15 protein-coding genes are annotated in these 14,727 nt (G+C 71.7%); 2 read left to right on the forward strand and 13 right to left on the reverse strand.

Annotation, left to right across the window (positions count from 1 at the left end):
- Positions 1 to 129 precede the first annotated feature (129 nt).
- The 8 genes from rlmB to BIV57_RS09610 all read right to left on the reverse strand — a co-directional run bounded on the left by rlmB (position 130) and on the right by BIV57_RS09610 (position 7,197).
- Positions 130 to 1,101, reverse strand: a complete 972-nt coding sequence (rlmB, locus tag BIV57_RS09575; protein WP_071656265.1) for a 23S rRNA (guanosine(2251)-2'-O)-methyltransferase RlmB — start codon at positions 1,099 to 1,101, stop codon at positions 130 to 132.
- 143 nt (positions 1,102 to 1,244) lie between these two features.
- Positions 1,245 to 2,642, reverse strand: a complete 1,398-nt coding sequence (gene cysS / locus BIV57_RS09580; protein WP_079170174.1) for a cysteine--tRNA ligase — start codon at positions 2,640 to 2,642, stop codon at positions 1,245 to 1,247.
- 86 nt (positions 2,643 to 2,728) lie between these two features.
- Positions 2,729 to 3,520, reverse strand: a complete 792-nt coding sequence (locus BIV57_RS09585) for an ABC transporter permease subunit (RefSeq protein WP_071656266.1) — start codon at positions 3,518 to 3,520, stop codon at positions 2,729 to 2,731.
- Positions 3,510 to 4,487, reverse strand: a complete 978-nt coding sequence (locus BIV57_RS09590) for an ABC transporter ATP-binding protein (protein WP_071656267.1) — start codon at positions 4,485 to 4,487, stop codon at positions 3,510 to 3,512. Before BIV57_RS09590 ends, BIV57_RS09585 begins: the two co-directional genes overlap by 11 nt.
- Positions 4,484 to 5,134, reverse strand: a complete 651-nt coding sequence (locus tag BIV57_RS09595) for a TetR/AcrR family transcriptional regulator (RefSeq protein ID WP_071656328.1) — start codon at positions 5,132 to 5,134, stop codon at positions 4,484 to 4,486. Before BIV57_RS09595 ends, BIV57_RS09590 begins: the two co-directional genes overlap by 4 nt.
- Positions 5,135 to 5,251: 117 nt before the next feature.
- A complete protein-coding gene (gene ispF / locus BIV57_RS09600; RefSeq protein ID WP_071656268.1) occupies positions 5,252 to 5,761 on the reverse strand; it encodes a 2-C-methyl-D-erythritol 2,4-cyclodiphosphate synthase in 510 nt (169 codons plus the stop codon).
- A complete protein-coding gene (gene ispD, locus BIV57_RS09605) occupies positions 5,751 to 6,494 on the reverse strand; it encodes a 2-C-methyl-D-erythritol 4-phosphate cytidylyltransferase (protein ID WP_071656269.1) in 744 nt (247 codons plus the stop codon). Before ispD ends, ispF begins: the two co-directional genes overlap by 11 nt.
- 220 nt (positions 6,495 to 6,714) lie before the next feature.
- Positions 6,715 to 7,197 carry a CarD family transcriptional regulator gene (locus BIV57_RS09610; RefSeq protein ID WP_071656270.1) on the reverse strand — a complete coding sequence of 161 codons (483 nt, stop codon included), beginning with the start codon at positions 7,195 to 7,197 and terminating at the stop codon, positions 6,715 to 6,717.
- A gap of 342 nt (positions 7,198 to 7,539) precedes the next feature.
- Here BIV57_RS09610 and BIV57_RS09615 point away from each other — a divergent pair, with 342 nt between their 5' ends.
- Positions 7,540 to 8,181 carry a hypothetical protein gene (locus BIV57_RS09615; protein ID WP_071656271.1) on the forward strand — a complete coding sequence of 214 codons (642 nt, stop codon included), beginning with the start codon at positions 7,540 to 7,542 and terminating at the stop codon, positions 8,179 to 8,181.
- 70 nt (positions 8,182 to 8,251) lie between these two features.
- Here the strand turns inward: BIV57_RS09615 and phoP are convergent, their stop codons facing one another.
- Together phoP and BIV57_RS09625 are read right to left on the reverse strand one after the other, a co-directional pair.
- On the reverse strand, positions 8,252 to 8,932 hold the full coding sequence (gene phoP, locus BIV57_RS09620) for a two-component system response regulator PhoP (protein ID WP_071656272.1): 681 nt from the start codon (positions 8,930 to 8,932) through the stop codon (positions 8,252 to 8,254).
- A complete protein-coding gene (locus tag BIV57_RS09625; protein WP_071656273.1) occupies positions 8,929 to 10,209 on the reverse strand; it encodes a sensor histidine kinase in 1,281 nt (426 codons plus the stop codon). The genes phoP and BIV57_RS09625 overlap by 4 nt, the downstream gene beginning before the upstream one ends.
- 233 nt (positions 10,210 to 10,442) lie before the next feature.
- On the opposite strand from BIV57_RS09625, the gene phoU reads away from it, so the two are divergent.
- Entirely contained in the window at positions 10,443 to 11,096 is a 654-nt protein-coding gene (phoU, locus tag BIV57_RS09630; protein ID WP_071656274.1) for a phosphate signaling complex protein PhoU, read from the forward strand.
- A gap of 311 nt (positions 11,097 to 11,407) precedes the next feature.
- Here the strand turns inward: phoU and BIV57_RS09640 are convergent, their stop codons facing one another.
- From BIV57_RS09640 to BIV57_RS09650, 3 genes are all read right to left on the reverse strand, one after another.
- Positions 11,408 to 12,223 (reverse strand): TetR/AcrR family transcriptional regulator, encoded by an 816-nt coding sequence (locus tag BIV57_RS09640; protein ID WP_071656276.1) that lies wholly within the window; start codon positions 12,221 to 12,223, stop codon positions 11,408 to 11,410.
- A 17-nt stretch (positions 12,224 to 12,240) separates the two neighbouring features.
- Positions 12,241 to 13,788, reverse strand: a complete 1,548-nt coding sequence (locus BIV57_RS09645; RefSeq protein WP_071656277.1) for an MFS transporter — start codon at positions 13,786 to 13,788, stop codon at positions 12,241 to 12,243.
- Between the two features lie 174 nt (positions 13,789 to 13,962).
- Complete coding sequence (locus BIV57_RS09650) at positions 13,963 to 14,718, reverse strand: phosphoglyceromutase (protein ID WP_071656278.1); 756 nt, start codon at positions 14,716 to 14,718, stop codon at positions 13,963 to 13,965.
- Positions 14,719 to 14,727: the final 9 nt, after the last annotated feature.

Raw genomic sequence — 14,727 nt, forward strand, 5'->3', positions numbered from 1 at the left:
GAAACGGCTCGGAGTTCTGGTGTCCACACCCCACTAACCGAATGAGCGGCGGAGAAGACACCCTTCCGGCCGTCATTTTTCAGAGTCTCACACGGTGTGACGGAGACTCCGGCGGCCGGACCGCCCCGCTCAGGCGCCGGCGCGGCGCCGCGCCGCCTCGTAGAGCACCACGCCCGCCGCGACCCCGGCATTGAGCGACTCGGCGCCGCCCGGCATCGGGATACGCACCGTCAGGTCGCAGGTCTCGGAGACCAGCCGGGACAGGCCGTTGCCCTCGGAGCCGACCACGATCACCACCGGGCCGTCGAGCATCTCGCCGACGGAGGCGTCGGTGAGCTCGGCGCCGCCGTCCGCGGCGAGGCCGATCACCATCACGCCGGCCTTCTTCAGGGCCTCCAGCGCGCGGGTGAGGTTGGTGGCGCGGGCCACCGGCAGCCGCGCCGCCGTCCCGGCCGAGGTCTTCCACGCCCCCGCGGTCATCCCGGCGGCGCGCCGCTCGGGGACGATCACGCCGTGCCCGCCGAACGCCGCGGCGGAGCGGACGACCGCGCCGAGGTTCCGCGGGTCGGTGACGCCGTCCAGGGCGACCAGCAGGGCGTCCTGCCCGGCGGAGGCGGCCGCGTCCAGCAGCTCGTCGGGGTGCGCGTACTCGTAGGGCGGCACCTTCAGCGCCACGCCCTGGTGGTTCAGCCCGCCGGTGATCCGGTCCAGCTCGCCGCGCGGCGTCTCCATCAGCGGGACGTTCCGCTCCACGGCGAGCTTGAGCACCTCGCGGACGCGGTCGTCGCTGTCGATGTACTGGGCGACGTAGACGGCGGTCGCCGGCACCCCGGCGCGCATCGCCTCGGCGACCGGGTTGCGGCCGACGACCATCTCGGACCCGAGCTTGGCGGCGGGCCCGCCGCGGTGGCCGCTCTGCCGCGCGGACCGCCGCGCCGAGGCGGCGGCCTGGCGCTGCTTGGCGTGCCCCTTCCGCATCTCCGCGGGCGGGGTCGGGCCCTTGCCCTCGAGCGACCGACGCCCGTGGCCCCCGGTGCCGACGACCGCACCCTTCTTGGACCCAGGGTTGCGGCGATTCCTCCGCTGGCTGTTCCCGGCCATCAGGCGTCCCTCTCAGAAAGCATCAAGTAATCACAACAAGCGTAACCGTCCGTGAACACCCCACGGACCGCCGGCGCCCCGGCGCCCCGGGTGGGGTGCCGGGGCCGAGGGGCGGCAACAGCGACCCCCGCCGACCGCACCGCTCAGGCGAGCGACCACCGCGGACCCGCCGCGGTGTCCTCCACCACAACCCCGGCGTCCCCCAGCGCATCCCGCATCGCGTCGGCGGTCGCCCAGTCCTTCCGTCCCCGCGCCGCCTCCCGCTGCGCCAGCAGCGCCGCGACCAGCGCGTCCACCGCGGACCTCAGCTTCTCCCCCTCGCCGGAGGCCGCGCCCCCGCTCCACCCGGCATCGAGCGGATCGAGCCCCAGCACCCCCAGCATCGCCCGCACCTCGGTCAACCGGCGCCGCACGGCGTCCTTGTCGCCCTCGCCGAGGGCGACATTGCCCGCCCGCACGGTGCGGTGCACCTCGGCCAGCGCCTGCGGCACCCCGAGGTCCTCGTCCATGTGCGCGGCGAACGCCTCGGGCACCGCCTCGGCCGGCTCGGCGACGCCGACCAGCTCGACGGCGCGCTGCACGAACCCCTCGATCCGGCCGAAGCCCTCCTCCGCCTCGCGCAGCGCCCCCTCGCTGTACTCGATCGCGGAGCGGTAGTGCGGCGTCCCCAGGTAGTAGCGGAGCACGATCGGGCGCCAGCGCTTGACCATCTCGGAGACGAGCACCGAGTTGCCCAGCGACTTGCTCATCTTCTCGCCGGCCATGGTCACCCACTCGTTGTGCATCCAGTACCGGGCGAAGGGGTCGCCGGCTCCGGTCGACTGGGCGAGCTCGTTCTCGTGGTGAGGGAAGATCAGGTCCCGTCCGCCGCCGTGGATGTCGAACTCGGCGCCCAGGTACTTCCGGGCCATCGCCGAGCACTCCAGGTGCCAGCCGGGGCGCCCCGGCCCCCACGGGGAGGGCCAGTGCGGCTCGCCCGGCTTGGCGGCCTTCCACAGCGCGAAGTCGCGGCCGTCCCGCTTGCCGGTCTCGCCCTCGCTCTCCGGCTGCCGCAGGTTGTCCAGCTTCTGCCGGGAGAGCGCGAGGTAGCCGGGCTGCGAGCGGACGTCGAAGTAGACGCTGCCCTCGGAGGGGTAGGCGTGGCCGCGCTCCATGAGCTGCTGCATCAGCTCGACCATCTCGGTGATGTGGCCGGTGGCGCGGGGCTCGTGCTGCGGGGCGAGGCAGCCCAGCGCGTCGTAGGCGGCGTTGAAGGCCCGCTCGTTGCGGTGCCCGATCTCCCACCAGGGGCTGCCGGACTCCTTCTCCTTCGCCAGGATCTTGTCGTCGATGTCCGTGACGTTGCGGACGAAGGTGACGCGGTAGCCGCGGTACTCCATCCAGCGGCGCAGGATGTCGAAGTCGACGCCGGAGCGGATGTGGCCGATGTGCGGGGCCGACTGCACGGTGGCACCGCACAGGTAGATCGAGACGCAGCCGTCCACGAGCGGGACGAAGTCACGGATCTGCCGGGCGCTGGTGTCGTACAGCCGAATGCTCACAACCCAAGGGTAGACGCTGAGCGAGACCGTCCGGTCCCCCATTACTACTGTTGCCGACACAAGCCACAGGCCATTCACACGACCCGTCACACGTTGAGGTCGCGCCGCTCGAAGAGCACCGTTCCCAGCACCACCGCGACCACCGTCACCCCGGCCAGCAGCAGGCATCCGCTCGCCGAGATCCCGTGCACCAGCGGAGTATTGCCGTCGAACCAGTAGAACGGCGAGAAGTGCTTGATCCCGCCGATCCCCTTGATCAGCGGCAGGAAGGAGTTGGCCAGGTACCCGAAGACGACCACCACCACGCCGATGCCCAGCGACAGCCCGCGCTTTCCGGTGCCGGCGCTCACCAGCAGCGTCACCCCGCCGGTGCAGACGCCCAGCAGCACCAACTGCAGCGTGGCGGCGGCGATCCCGCTCGCCGCGACGGCGCCCAGTCCGACCGGTCCGCGCAGCGCCAGCAGCGCCGCCACCACCAGCACCCCGAAGCCGGCCAGCACCGCGACCATCGCCGCGAAGCGCTGCAGCACCAGCTTGCGGCGGCTCACCGGTTGGGCGAGCAGCAGGTCCAGCAGCCCGGACTCCTCCTCCCCGGCCACCGCCCGGGTGGCCGTCACCAGCGCATAGGCCGAGAACAGCATGGCCAGCATGATCCCGAAGACGGTCGACCCCAGATATCCGGCGGGCGATCCGTAGTCCTGCATGCCGAGGGCCTTCTGCAGCGACTGCGGGGCGCCCGCCATGACGTTGCCCTTGGCCTTGCCGATCAGCTTGTAGCTGGAGGTGTAGAGCACGCTGACGACGACCACGCCGTACGTCCATGCGACGAGCGCCTTGCGGCCGTCCCTGATCGTCTTTCCGAGGACGCTACGCGCCATGGCCGGTCACTCCCCCGGTCTCCCTGCCGCCGTTGTGGTTGTAGAGGGTGAAGAACACTTCCTCGAGGTCCGGCTCCTCCAGCTCCAGCGCCGCCACCCCGTACCGGGCCAGCGCCTTCACCAGGCCGTCGGCGCGCCCGTCGAGGGTGCAGCGCAGCTCGCTGCCGCCGGCCGCGTCCGCGGCGGGCCGCACCTCGAGGTCCCGCACGCCCGGCGTCCTGGCGAACGCCTCGGCGTCGACCTCCTCCGGGCCCTCGTCCAGCCGCACCGCGACGTGCCGCACGGCGTGCTCGCGCAGCGAGTCCACGGTGTCGACGGTCAGCAGCCTGCCCTCCCGGATGACGGCGACCCGGTCGGCGACCGCCTGGACCTCGGACATGATGTGCGAGGACATGAAGACCGTCCGGCCGTCCTCGCGCGCCTCCCGCACCAGCGCCAGGAACTCCTGCTGGAGCAGCGGGTCGAGGCCGGAGGTGGGCTCGTCGAGGATCAGCAGTTCGGGCCGGTGCATGAACGCCTGTACGACGCCGACCTTCTGGCGGTTGCCCTTGGACAGCTGCCGCACCTTGCGCTTCAGGTCGAGGTCGAGCCGTTCCGCGAGGCCCTCGATGCGCATCGGCGGCACCCCGCCGCGCAGCTCGGCGAGGAACCGCAGCGCCTCGCCGACGGTCTGCCGGGGCTCGATGACGAAGTCGCCGGCGAGGTAGCCGACGCGGCGGCGCAGCCCGGGCCCGCCGGAGCGCGGCTCCTCGCCGAGCACCCGCACCGTCCCGGAGGTGGGCCGGAGCAGGTCGAGCAGCATCCGGATGGTGGTGGACTTGCCGGCGCCGTTGGGCCCGAGGTAGCCGAAGACCTCGCCCCGCCGCACCGTCAGATCCAGCGTGTCCAGGGCCCGTACGCGCTTGCGGCCGCCGCCGTACTCCTTGCTCAGCCCTTCGGCGAGCACCGCCGCTTCCCCGCCGCTCATCGCTCCCCGTCCTTCCGGATGTCCTCGACGATCCGCTCCGTGACGCCGACCCAGCGCGGGTCGGTGAAGAGGCCGCGCGAGTAGATGTCGATGATCTGGCGACCGGCGCGCATCTGCGCCTCCAGGTCGTAGATGCTCTTCTCGCCGATCGCGGCGGCCAGGTGGTCGCCGAGGACGACGAAGCCCAGATGCCAGGTGATCATCGTGGCGGCGCGCGCCCGGTTGTCGTCCGAGGGGACGACCTCGCCGTTCTCCTGCATCCGGTCGAGGTAGTCCTCGGTGCGGTCGACGACGATCTCGAAGATCCGCGCGGCGCCGGGCGTGTTCTCCCGGAACGCCTGGGCGAGGTAGCGCTGCATGGGGCCGACCTGCCGCAGCAGGTCGCCGAGCGCGGAGATCGGCGGCGCCTCGGGCGAGGCGCCCTCGGTGATCGTGAACTTGTGCTGGACGAGCTCCAGGACGAACTGGTCGCACGCCTCCATCAGGCCCGCCTTGGACCCGAAGTGGTGCACCACCAGCGGCGCCGAGACGCCCGCGTCGGCGGCGACGGCCCGCAGCGTGGACTTCGCGATCCCGTCCTGCCCGAACCGCGCGAGAGCGGCATCCCTGATCCGCGCCCGCGTCGTGAAATCTTCCTTTGAACGCACGTTCAGCATCTTGAACCCGCGTTCAACGCACCGCAAGCGCTTCCCCGTAAAGACCGCAACAAAAAAGCGCCGCCGCGGCCCGAGGGCCACGAACGGCGCTGCACCAGCGGGCACGGACTACCGCAACGGAACCACCAACGCCGTCGCGATCCCCATCAGCCCCTCACCCCGCCCCGTGAACCCGAGCCCGTCGGACGTCGCCGCGGACACCGAGACCGGAGCCCCCACCGCCTCCGACAGCGCCGCCTCCACCTCGGAACGCCGCTTCCCCACCTTCGGCCGATTCCCGATCACCTGAACCGCCACGTTCCCGACCGCGAACCCCGCCGCGCGCACAATCCGCGCCGCCTCGGCGAGCAGCTTCACCCCCGGCGCCCCCGCCCACTCCGGCCGCCCCATCCCGAAGTGCCGGCCCAGATCCCCCAGCCCGGCCGCCGAGAACAGCGCGTTGCACGCCGCATGCGCCAGCACGTCCGCATCGGAGTGCCCGGCGAGCCCGCACTCCTCGCCCTCCCACTTGAGGCCGCCGAGCCACAGCTCCCGACCCGCCTCGAACGCATGGATGTCCGCGCCGATCCCCACCCGCGGCAGCACGTACCCGACCTCGGAACCCGACTCAGAACCCATCCGCGACACTCCGATGCGCCAGCAGCGCCTCCGCGAACACCAGATCCAGCGGCCGCGTCACCTTGAACGCGTGCTCGTGCCCGCGCACCGCGACCACCCGCCCGCCGGCCAGCTCCACCAGCCCGGCGTCGTCCGTGATCGGCGCCCCCGGGCCCGCCTCGCGGTGCGCCTTCTCCAGCACCGCCCGCCGAAACCCCTGCGGCGTCTGCACCGCGCGCAGCACCGACCGGTCGGGCGTGTCGAGCACCGGCTCCGCGCCGTCCGCGTCCGCCGGGCCGACCCGCTTGACGGTGTCCGTCACGGGCAGCACCGGCACCACCGCGTCCGCGCCGGCGGCGACCGCGGCCACCACCGACTCGATGACGCCTATCGGCACCAGCGGCCGCGCGGCGTCGTGCACCAGCACGATCTCGGAGTCGTCGGCGACGGCGTCCAGGCCCAGCCGCACCGACTCCTGGCGGTCGGCGCCGCCGGGGACGACCCGGACGTCGGCGCCCTCCACCCCGCGGTCGGCGTCGAGCATCGCCCGGACATCGGCGACCTCCTCCGGCGGGGCGACCACGACGACGCGGCCGATGGAGCGGGCCCTGCACAGCGCCCGCACCGCGTGGACCAGCATGGGGACCCCGCCCAGGGTGCGCAGGGCCTTCGGGGCTCCGGGCCCCAGACGTTCTCCCCGTCCGGCGGCGGGGACGATGGCGCTCGCGTTCAGGTTTCGTTCCTTCATCGACATGGGTATCGACGACAGCGACAGCGTCGGACGGACACCCTTCCGTGACAGTCCGTCCGATGCGTCACCGTCTCACTGCACGGCACGACACGGCACTGCGCGCAGCACGGCACGGCAGCACCGCACGAGTGAACTGTACGAGCAAAGAGCACGAGAGCCGGGGACCGGAACGAGCCTTCCGGTCCCCGGCTCTCGAACACACCGCCACGGCGGTGCGTCGGCGTCAGGAGGCGAGCACCTCGTCAAGAAGCGCCTCGGCCTTGTCCTCGTTGGTGTTCTCGGCCAGCGCCAGCTCGCTGACCAGGATCTGGCGGGCCTTGGCGAGCATCCGCTTCTCGCCGGCCGACAGGCCGCGCTCGTGCTCGCGCCGCCACAGGTCGCGGACGACCTCGGCGACCTTGATGACGTCACCCGATGCAAGCTTCTCGAGGTTCGCCTTGTAGCGGCGGGACCAGTTGGTGGGCTCCTCGGTGTACGGGGCGCGAAGCACCTCGAAGACCCGGTCCAGCCCGTCCTGCCCGACTACGTCACGCACGCCCACGAACTCCGCGTTGTCGGCGGGCACGCGCACCGTGAGATCGCCTTGGGCGACCTTGAGCACCAGATAAGTCTTGTCCACGCCTTTGATCTGGCGCACTTCGATGGCCTCGATCAGCGCGGCCCCATGATGGGGGTAGACCACGGTGTCGCCAACCTTGAACGTCATGTGACAGGTACCCCTTCCGTGGCTATCCAGAATAGCATGCGAACCCCCCGATGATGAAGGCGTTTCCGCAGGTCAGGGCCATTCTCAGGGCTTGACAAGCGCCCCGTTTCCATGCTTTGCCCTCAAGGAGGGGGCCTTTCGGCAGGTGTCTGACGACCTGTCGATCCGCAGGTGAGGACACATATTCCGAGGATCGATCAAGGTGTTGCGGGAGGGTCGATGCGAAGGCCCGCAAGGGGCCTCGGTAATCTGATGCGGAGCTGACGACCTCTCGTACGTTCCCCACAGCCCGTACGTGTCAGCCGAAGCGGGCTACCCGATCATTCAAGGAGAAGCCGCGCCGTGAGTCGCAGTCTTCCCGCGAGCACGAGCCTCCGGCGCGCCGGGGCCGCCGCCGCGCTCGTGATCGCCGCCGCCGTCTCCGCCTCCGCGTGCGGCGCCGGATCCGACGCCGCAACGAGCCAGGTCCGTCCGGACAACGCGACGGCCGACCTGAACGGCATTCATGTCGCCAACATCCAGCTGGTGGTCGACCAGAACGTGCCCGGCAAGGTGGCGGTCACGGGTTCGATCGTCAACGGCTCGAAGTCGGCGGACACCCTCACCGGCATCAGCATCTCCGGCGCGTCCGGCGCCCCGGTGAAGCTCTCCGGGGGCAGCATCGCCACGCCGAAGCAGCAGCTGGTGCGGATCGGCGGAAAGGGCAACCCCTCCGCGATCGCCACCACCGACACGGTGACCGAGGGCGACTTCGAGAAGGTGACGTTCACCTTCCAGAACGCCGGCTCGGTGAGCCTGAACGCGGGGACCAAGTACGCCACCGGCGGGCTCGCGGGCGAGGGCCCGACGGCGGCGCCGACGCACGCGGCGTCCACCGCCTCGCCGGGCGCGACGCCGACCGGTTCGGCGACGGCGACGGCGGGTGCCACGTCCGGCGCCACCGCCACGGCCGGCGCGACCCCGTCCTCGACGGCGACCCGCTAGTCCCTCGCGAAAGGGCGGTACCGGCGCGGCGCGCCGGTACCGCCCTTTCGCCGTCGGGCCGTTCGGGTGCCTAGGGCTCGAACTTGTACCCGAGCCCGCGCACCGTCACCAGGTGACGGGGCATCGCCGGGTTGGGCTCGACCTTCGCCCGCAGCCGCTTCACATGCACATCGAGCGTCTTGGTGTCGCCGACGTAGTCGGCGCCCCACACCCGGTCGATCAGCTGCATCCGGGTCAGCACCCGGCCCGCGTTCCGCAGCAGCATCTCCAGCAGGTCGAACTCCTTCAGCGGCAGGTCGACCTTCTTGCCGTCGACGGTGACGACGTGCCGCTCGACGTCCATCCGCACCGGACCGGCCTCCAGGGCCGCCGCCTCCACCTCCTCGGGCTCGCCGCGGCGCCGCAGCACCGCGCGGATGCGCGCGACCAGCTCCCGCGAGGAGAACGGCTTGGTGACGTAGTCGTCCGCGCCGATCTCCAGGCCGACGACCTTGTCTATCTCGCTGTCCTTGGCCGTCACCATGATGACGGGCACGTTGGAGCGGGTCCGCAGCTGCCGGCAGACCTCCGTCCCGGGCAGACCCGGGAGCATCAGGTCGAGCAGGACAAGATCCGCTCCGGACCGGTCGAAGACGTCGAGCGCATCGGGTCCCGTCTCGGCGACGGAGACCTCGAACCCCTCCTTCCGCAGCATGTAGGACAAGGCGTCGCTGAACGACTCCTCGTCCTCGACGACGAGAACTCGGGTCACGGCAGGACCTCCGGGGCATGGTGGGTGAGCTGTTCCTCGGAGTCGGGGCCGGTTCCGGGCGCCTCCTTGCGCCGTTCGGTCCCCTCCTCCCGGTTCGTCGCCTGCGCCGGGGGCTGCTGCTTGTGGGCGGGCAGGCGGACGGTGAAGGTCGATCCCTGGCCCTCCACGCTCCACACGGATATCTGGCCGCCGTGCGCGGCCACCACGTGCTTGACGATGGACAGTCCGAGGCCCGTGCCGCCGGTCTGGCGGGAGCGGGCGGGGTCGACCCGGTAGAAGCGTTCGAAGATCCGCTCGCGGTCCTTCTCGGGGATGCCGATGCCCTGGTCGGTGACGGTCAGCTCGATCTGGGAGCCGCCGGTGCCGGGCACCGTGCGGAACCCGATGGCCACCCGCGTCCCTTCCGGGCTGTAGTTGACGGCGTTCTCGACGAGGTTTCCGAGGGCGGTGGAGAGCCGGTCGCGGTCGCCGCGCAGGCACAGATCGCCGGCGTCGGCGACGGCGATCTCGATGTTCTTCTTGTCGGCGGTCTGGCGGATGCGCGAGACCGCCTCGTCCACCAGGGCGTCGACGGGCACCGGGTCGGGATCGGCGATGGGGCCGTCGTCCTGCACCCGGGAGAGGTCGATGAGCTCCTGGACAAGGTTGGTGAGCCGGACGGCCTCGGTCTGCATCCGCCCGGCGAACCGGGTGACGGCCTCGGGGTCGTCGGCGGCGTCGGTGACCGCCTCGGAGAGCAGCGAGAGCGCCCCGACGGGGGTCTTGAGCTCGTGGCTGACGTTGGCGACGAAGTCGCGGCGCATCGCCTCGGTGCGGCGGGCCTCGGTGAGGTCCTCGACGAGCAGGAGGACGAGGCGGGAGCCGAGCGGGGCGACGCGGGCGGAGACGGCGAGCGGGTCGGCCGAGGCGATGCCGCGGACCTTGGGCCGGGGCAGTTCGATCTGGGCCTGCCGGATCTCGCCGTCGCGGCGGGTGAGCCGGGCCATGGCGAGCAGCTCGTCGACCACCAGGGTGGTGCCGCGCACCAGGCCGATGGCGTAGGCGGAGGTGCTCGCCTTGATCACGGCGTCGCTGGAGTCGAGGACGACGGCGCTGGAGCTGAGCACCGAGAGCACCGTGTCGACGCCGGGCGGCAGGGCGTCCTCGGGGCGCTGGGTGCGGCGCCCGGCCTCGCGCTTCTGCTCCCGCTCGCTCCACCTGAAGGCGAGCGTCGCCACGACACCGGTGCCGAGGCCGGCGAGGGCGCACGAGGCGGCGGTCGCCGCGTTCAGGTCCATGCCACCAGGGTAGGCGGCGAGGTGAACAGGTCAGAATCCCTCGGGTCCGCTTCTGGATCTTTCGTGGTCAAGAGTTCACTCGCGGGCCTTCTACGATTTACCACGATCGGTCCAGGGGGACGTTTCTGCCGATCATCCTGCCGGGAGCCGGTCGATGACGGATCATGACGGATCACCGATCGACGGCTGAACAGGCTGGACGACCCCGAAGGACGAAGGCGTGAGGGGCCATCATGCGTGACGCGTACCACGAGGAGCTGCACTCCATCTCGCTGGACCTGGTGGAGATGGCGCGGTTGGCCGGGTCCGCGATCGGCCGCGCCACCACGGCGCTGCTGGACGCGGATCTGCGGCTGGCGGAGAGCGTGATCGACTCGGACGACGAGATCGACGCGCTGGAGCACGGACTGGAGCAGAAGGCCATCGGGCTGCTGGTGCGCCAGCAGCCGGTGGCCACGGATCTGCGGCTGATCGTGACGAGCCTGAAGATGAGCGCGGACCTGGAGCGGGCCGGCGATCTGGCCCGGCACATCGCCAAGCTGGCGCGGCTGCGCTACCCGGACACCATGGTCCCGGCGGACCTGCACGCCACCGTGCAGGAGATGGGGAAGCTGGCGCAGCGCCTGATCGCCAAGGCCGGCGAGACCGTCATCACCCGGGACGTCGCGCAGGCCAAGCAGTTGGAGAGCGACGACGACGAGATGGACCTGCTGCACCGGACGATCTTCCAGCACCTGCTGGACGAGCGCTGGGAGCACGGCGTGGAGACGGCGGTGGACGTGACGCTGCTGGGCCGCTACTACGAGCGCTTCGCCGACCATGCGGTGTCGGTGGCCAACCATGTGGTGTTCCTGGTGACGGGGGAGCACACCGCCCCGGCTCCGTGACCCCGGTCCCTGGTTAGGGCCACCGTGCGCCGCGTGTGCGCCCTGCTGCGCTCCGTCCGGCGGTACTTGACTGGTGATCGGCCGGTCGGGTGTCGGCCGGAGCGACGACGGGAGCCAGCGCATGGAGAGCACGAGGAGCGCCAGGAAGCGGGTCGAGCAGCGCCCGGCAGCGGAGCGCGACACGCGGATACGCGGGCCGCAGCAGGTGGTGGGGGCGTGCGGCTGCGGGGCCGACTGCCAGTGCGGGTGCCAGGGCGGTGATGCCTGCCAGTGCGGTGGGGGATGCGGCGGGGGGTGATCCGCTCCCTGCCTTAGGCGCTCGTCCGGTCCGGCCGCTCGGTTGCGGCCGGGCCGGAGGCGTTGGCGGCGCGGGCCTCGAGGCCGTCCAGGATGGTCCCGAGGCCGAAGGCGAACATGCCGTCGCGGTGGGCGCGGATGTCGAAGTCCGGGGGCGGCACCGGGACGGACTCGGGCCATTTGCCGGACTTGGCGAGGCCGTCGAGGATGCCGCGGTAGAACTCGTTCTCGTCCTCGCCCTGCTGGAACTTCTGATGCCACTGCGACTCCGACAGGGCCGTCCCGAAGACGTACTGGATGACGGTGCCGAGGGCCATCTGCAGGTCGGTGCCGTCGAGGCCGGCCGAGGCGAAGATCTCGGTCATCGAGGCGTTGACGGAGATCGCGGAGGGGCCGATGCTCAGGTGGCTGCCGTACAGGGGGGCCGCCCAGGGGTGGCGGAGCATGCTGGCGCGCAGGCCCAGGGCGAGGGACGTGGCGCGGTGCCGCCAGCCGGGGCCGGGCCCGTCCTCGGCGGCGGGGACCTCGACCTCGCCGAAGACCCGGTCCAGCGCCAGTTCGATGAGCTGGTCCTTGTTCTCGACGTACCAGTAGGCGCTCATCGGGGAGACGCCGAGCTCGGCGGCGAGGGCGCGCATGGAGAACCTGGCGGCGCCCTCGCGGTCGAGGAGCTTGACGGCGGCCTCGGCGAGGAGGTCGCGGGAGAGGGGCGGGGCGCCCTTGCGGGTGCGGCGGGCGGGCTCCTCCGGGGGGCGGAACCACACGCTGTTGCTGTAGTGCTGCTCGCCCGCCGCGCGGATGTCGCGGTTGTCGCTGCCGTTGCCGGACATGGCCGCCTCGCTCCTTCTCACTCGCCCTGAGCCTCGGCCCCGTTGCCTGCGTCGACCCTAGACCTGCGGAGCAGGTAGGCGGCGACGAGTCCGCCGGCGAGGACGGCCGCGGCGCCGATGTACTGGCTGTTGCCGAGGGCGTCGCCGAAGGCGTGCTGCACCTGGCCGAGGAGCGACGGCCCGGCGGCCTGCTGGGCCTCCGGCAGGGAGTTGGCGGCGGCGTGCGGGACGCCGTGCGGGAGCCGGCCGGCGAACCAGGCGGTGAGCAGGGCGCCCAGGACGGCGACGCCGAGGCTGTTGCCGAGCTCGTTGAGGGTGCCGTTGATGGCGGAGCCGACGCCGGCCTTCTCCGGCGGGATGGCGCTCATGATGGCGGTGGCCATGGCCGGGGTGGCGAGGCCCATGCCGATGCCCATCAGGATCAGCCCGGCGAGGGTGCCGCCGTAGCCGTCGTTGGAGAACCGGGCGATGGCCGCGAGCCCGGCCGCCATGACGATCATGCCGCCGGCGATGGAGATCGAGGTGCCGACCTTCTTGAAGAGCAGCGCGCCGAGGCCGGTGAAGTTGACGACCAGCAGGCTGAGGGCGAGCGGGGCGATGCGCAGTCCGGCCTGCAGGGGGGTGTAGCCGAGCAGGAACTGCATGTGCTGGGTGAGCAGGAAGAGCGAGCCGCCCATGCCGAAGGCGACCAGGATGCTGCCGGAGACGGCGCCGGTGAAGGCCCGGTTCCGGAAGAACGCCATGTCGAGCATGGGGTTGTCGATGCGGCGCTCCCAGATCACGAAGGAGCCCAGCCCGGCGACGGCCACGGCGAAGGAGATCAGCACCTTGGCGGAGCCCCAGCCGGCGGACGGCCCGGAGATGACGGCGTAGACGAGGGCGGCGACGCCGATGGTGGACAGCAGCGCGCCGAGCAGGTCGGGGCGGTCGCCGCGGGGGTCCTTGGACTCGGGGACCATCCAGGCGACGGCAGCCAGGCCGATCGCCGCGACCGGCAGGTTCACCAGGAAGATCGCGCCCCACCAGTAGTGCTCCAGCAGGAACCCGCCGAGCAGCGGCCCGCCGACGAAGGCGAGCGCGTTGACGCCGGCCCAGATGCCGATCGCCTTGGGGCGGTCCTTGGCCGGGAAGACCTGGACGAGGACGGCGAGCACGGTGGCGTAGAGCAGGGAGCCGCCGATGGCCATGAAGGCGCGGGCGCCGATGAGCGCCCCGGGCGAGTGCGCGAGGGCGGCCGCCCCGGAGCCGACGCCGAAGACGGCGAGGCCGGTGAGGAGGGCGCGCTTGCGTCCGTAGCGGTCGGCCATGGCGCCGGCGGTGAGCAGCAGCCCGGCCTGGACGAGCGAGTAGGCGTTGATGAACCACTGCGAGTCGGCGGTGGTGGCGTGCAGGTCCTTGGTGAGCGTCGGGATGGCGACGTTCAGCACGGTGTTGTCGATGACGACGGTGAGGAGGGCGAGGGCGAGGACGGCGAGGATGGCCCACCGCTTGGGGTGGCCCTGCTCCTCGGGTTCGGGGGACGGCTGCGCGTCGGGCTGCGCGGCTGTGGTCGCGGCTTCTGACATGGCGGCGGCATCCGTTTCTCTTACGGTGTACGACTGGACTTGTACACCGTAAGAGTAAGGCCTCCATGATCGCAAGCAGATATCCGCGGGAGAACGGCGGAAGGGCCCGCCGAGACGAACTCGGCGGGCCCTTCGGGGAGTTGGGAGGCGCGGCTGGCGCGGCTGGCGCGGGCGCTACTTCCCCTGGTTCTTGACGGCCTCGATGGAGGCCGCGGCGGCGTCCGGGTCGAGGTAGCGGCCGCCCTTGGTGAGCGGCTTGAGGTCGGCGTCCAGCTCGTACAGCAGCGGGATGCCGGTGGGGATGTTGAGGCCGGCGATGGCCTCGTCCGAGATGCCGTCCAGGTGCTTCACCAGCGCGCGCAGCGAGTTGCCGTGCGCGGCGACCAGCACGGTGTTCCCGGCCTCCAGGTCCGGCACGATCGCGTCGTACCAGTACGGCAGCATCCGGTCGACGACGTCCTTGAGGCACTCGGTGGCCGGGCGCAGCTCCGGCGGCAGCGCCGCGTAGCGGGGGTCCTCGAACTGCGAGTACTCGGCGTCGCGGGCCAGCTCCGGCGGCGGGGTGTCGTACGAGCGGCGCCAGACCATGAACTGGTCCTCGCCGAACTCGTCGCGGACCTGCTTCTTGTCCTTGCCCTGGAGCGCGCCGTAGTGGCGCTCGTTGAGCCGCCAGGAGCGGCGCACCGGGATCCAGTGCCGGTCGCAGCCGTCGAGGGCGATCTGCGCGGTGCGGATGGCGCGACGCAGCACCGAGGTGTGCAGCACCTCGGGGAGCAGCCGCTCCGCGGCGAGCAGCTCGCCGCCGCGGACGGCCTCCTTCTCGCCCTTGTCGTTGAGGTCGACGTCGACCCAGCCGGTGAAGAGGTTCTTGGCGTTCCACTCGCTCTCGCCGTGGCGGAGGAGGACGAGCCTGTAGGGGGCATTCGACATGCATCTCAG

This window comes from Mangrovactinospora gilvigrisea (genome assembly GCF_001879105.1).
GTDB lineage: Bacteria > Actinomycetota > Actinomycetes > Streptomycetales > Streptomycetaceae > Mangrovactinospora > Mangrovactinospora gilvigrisea.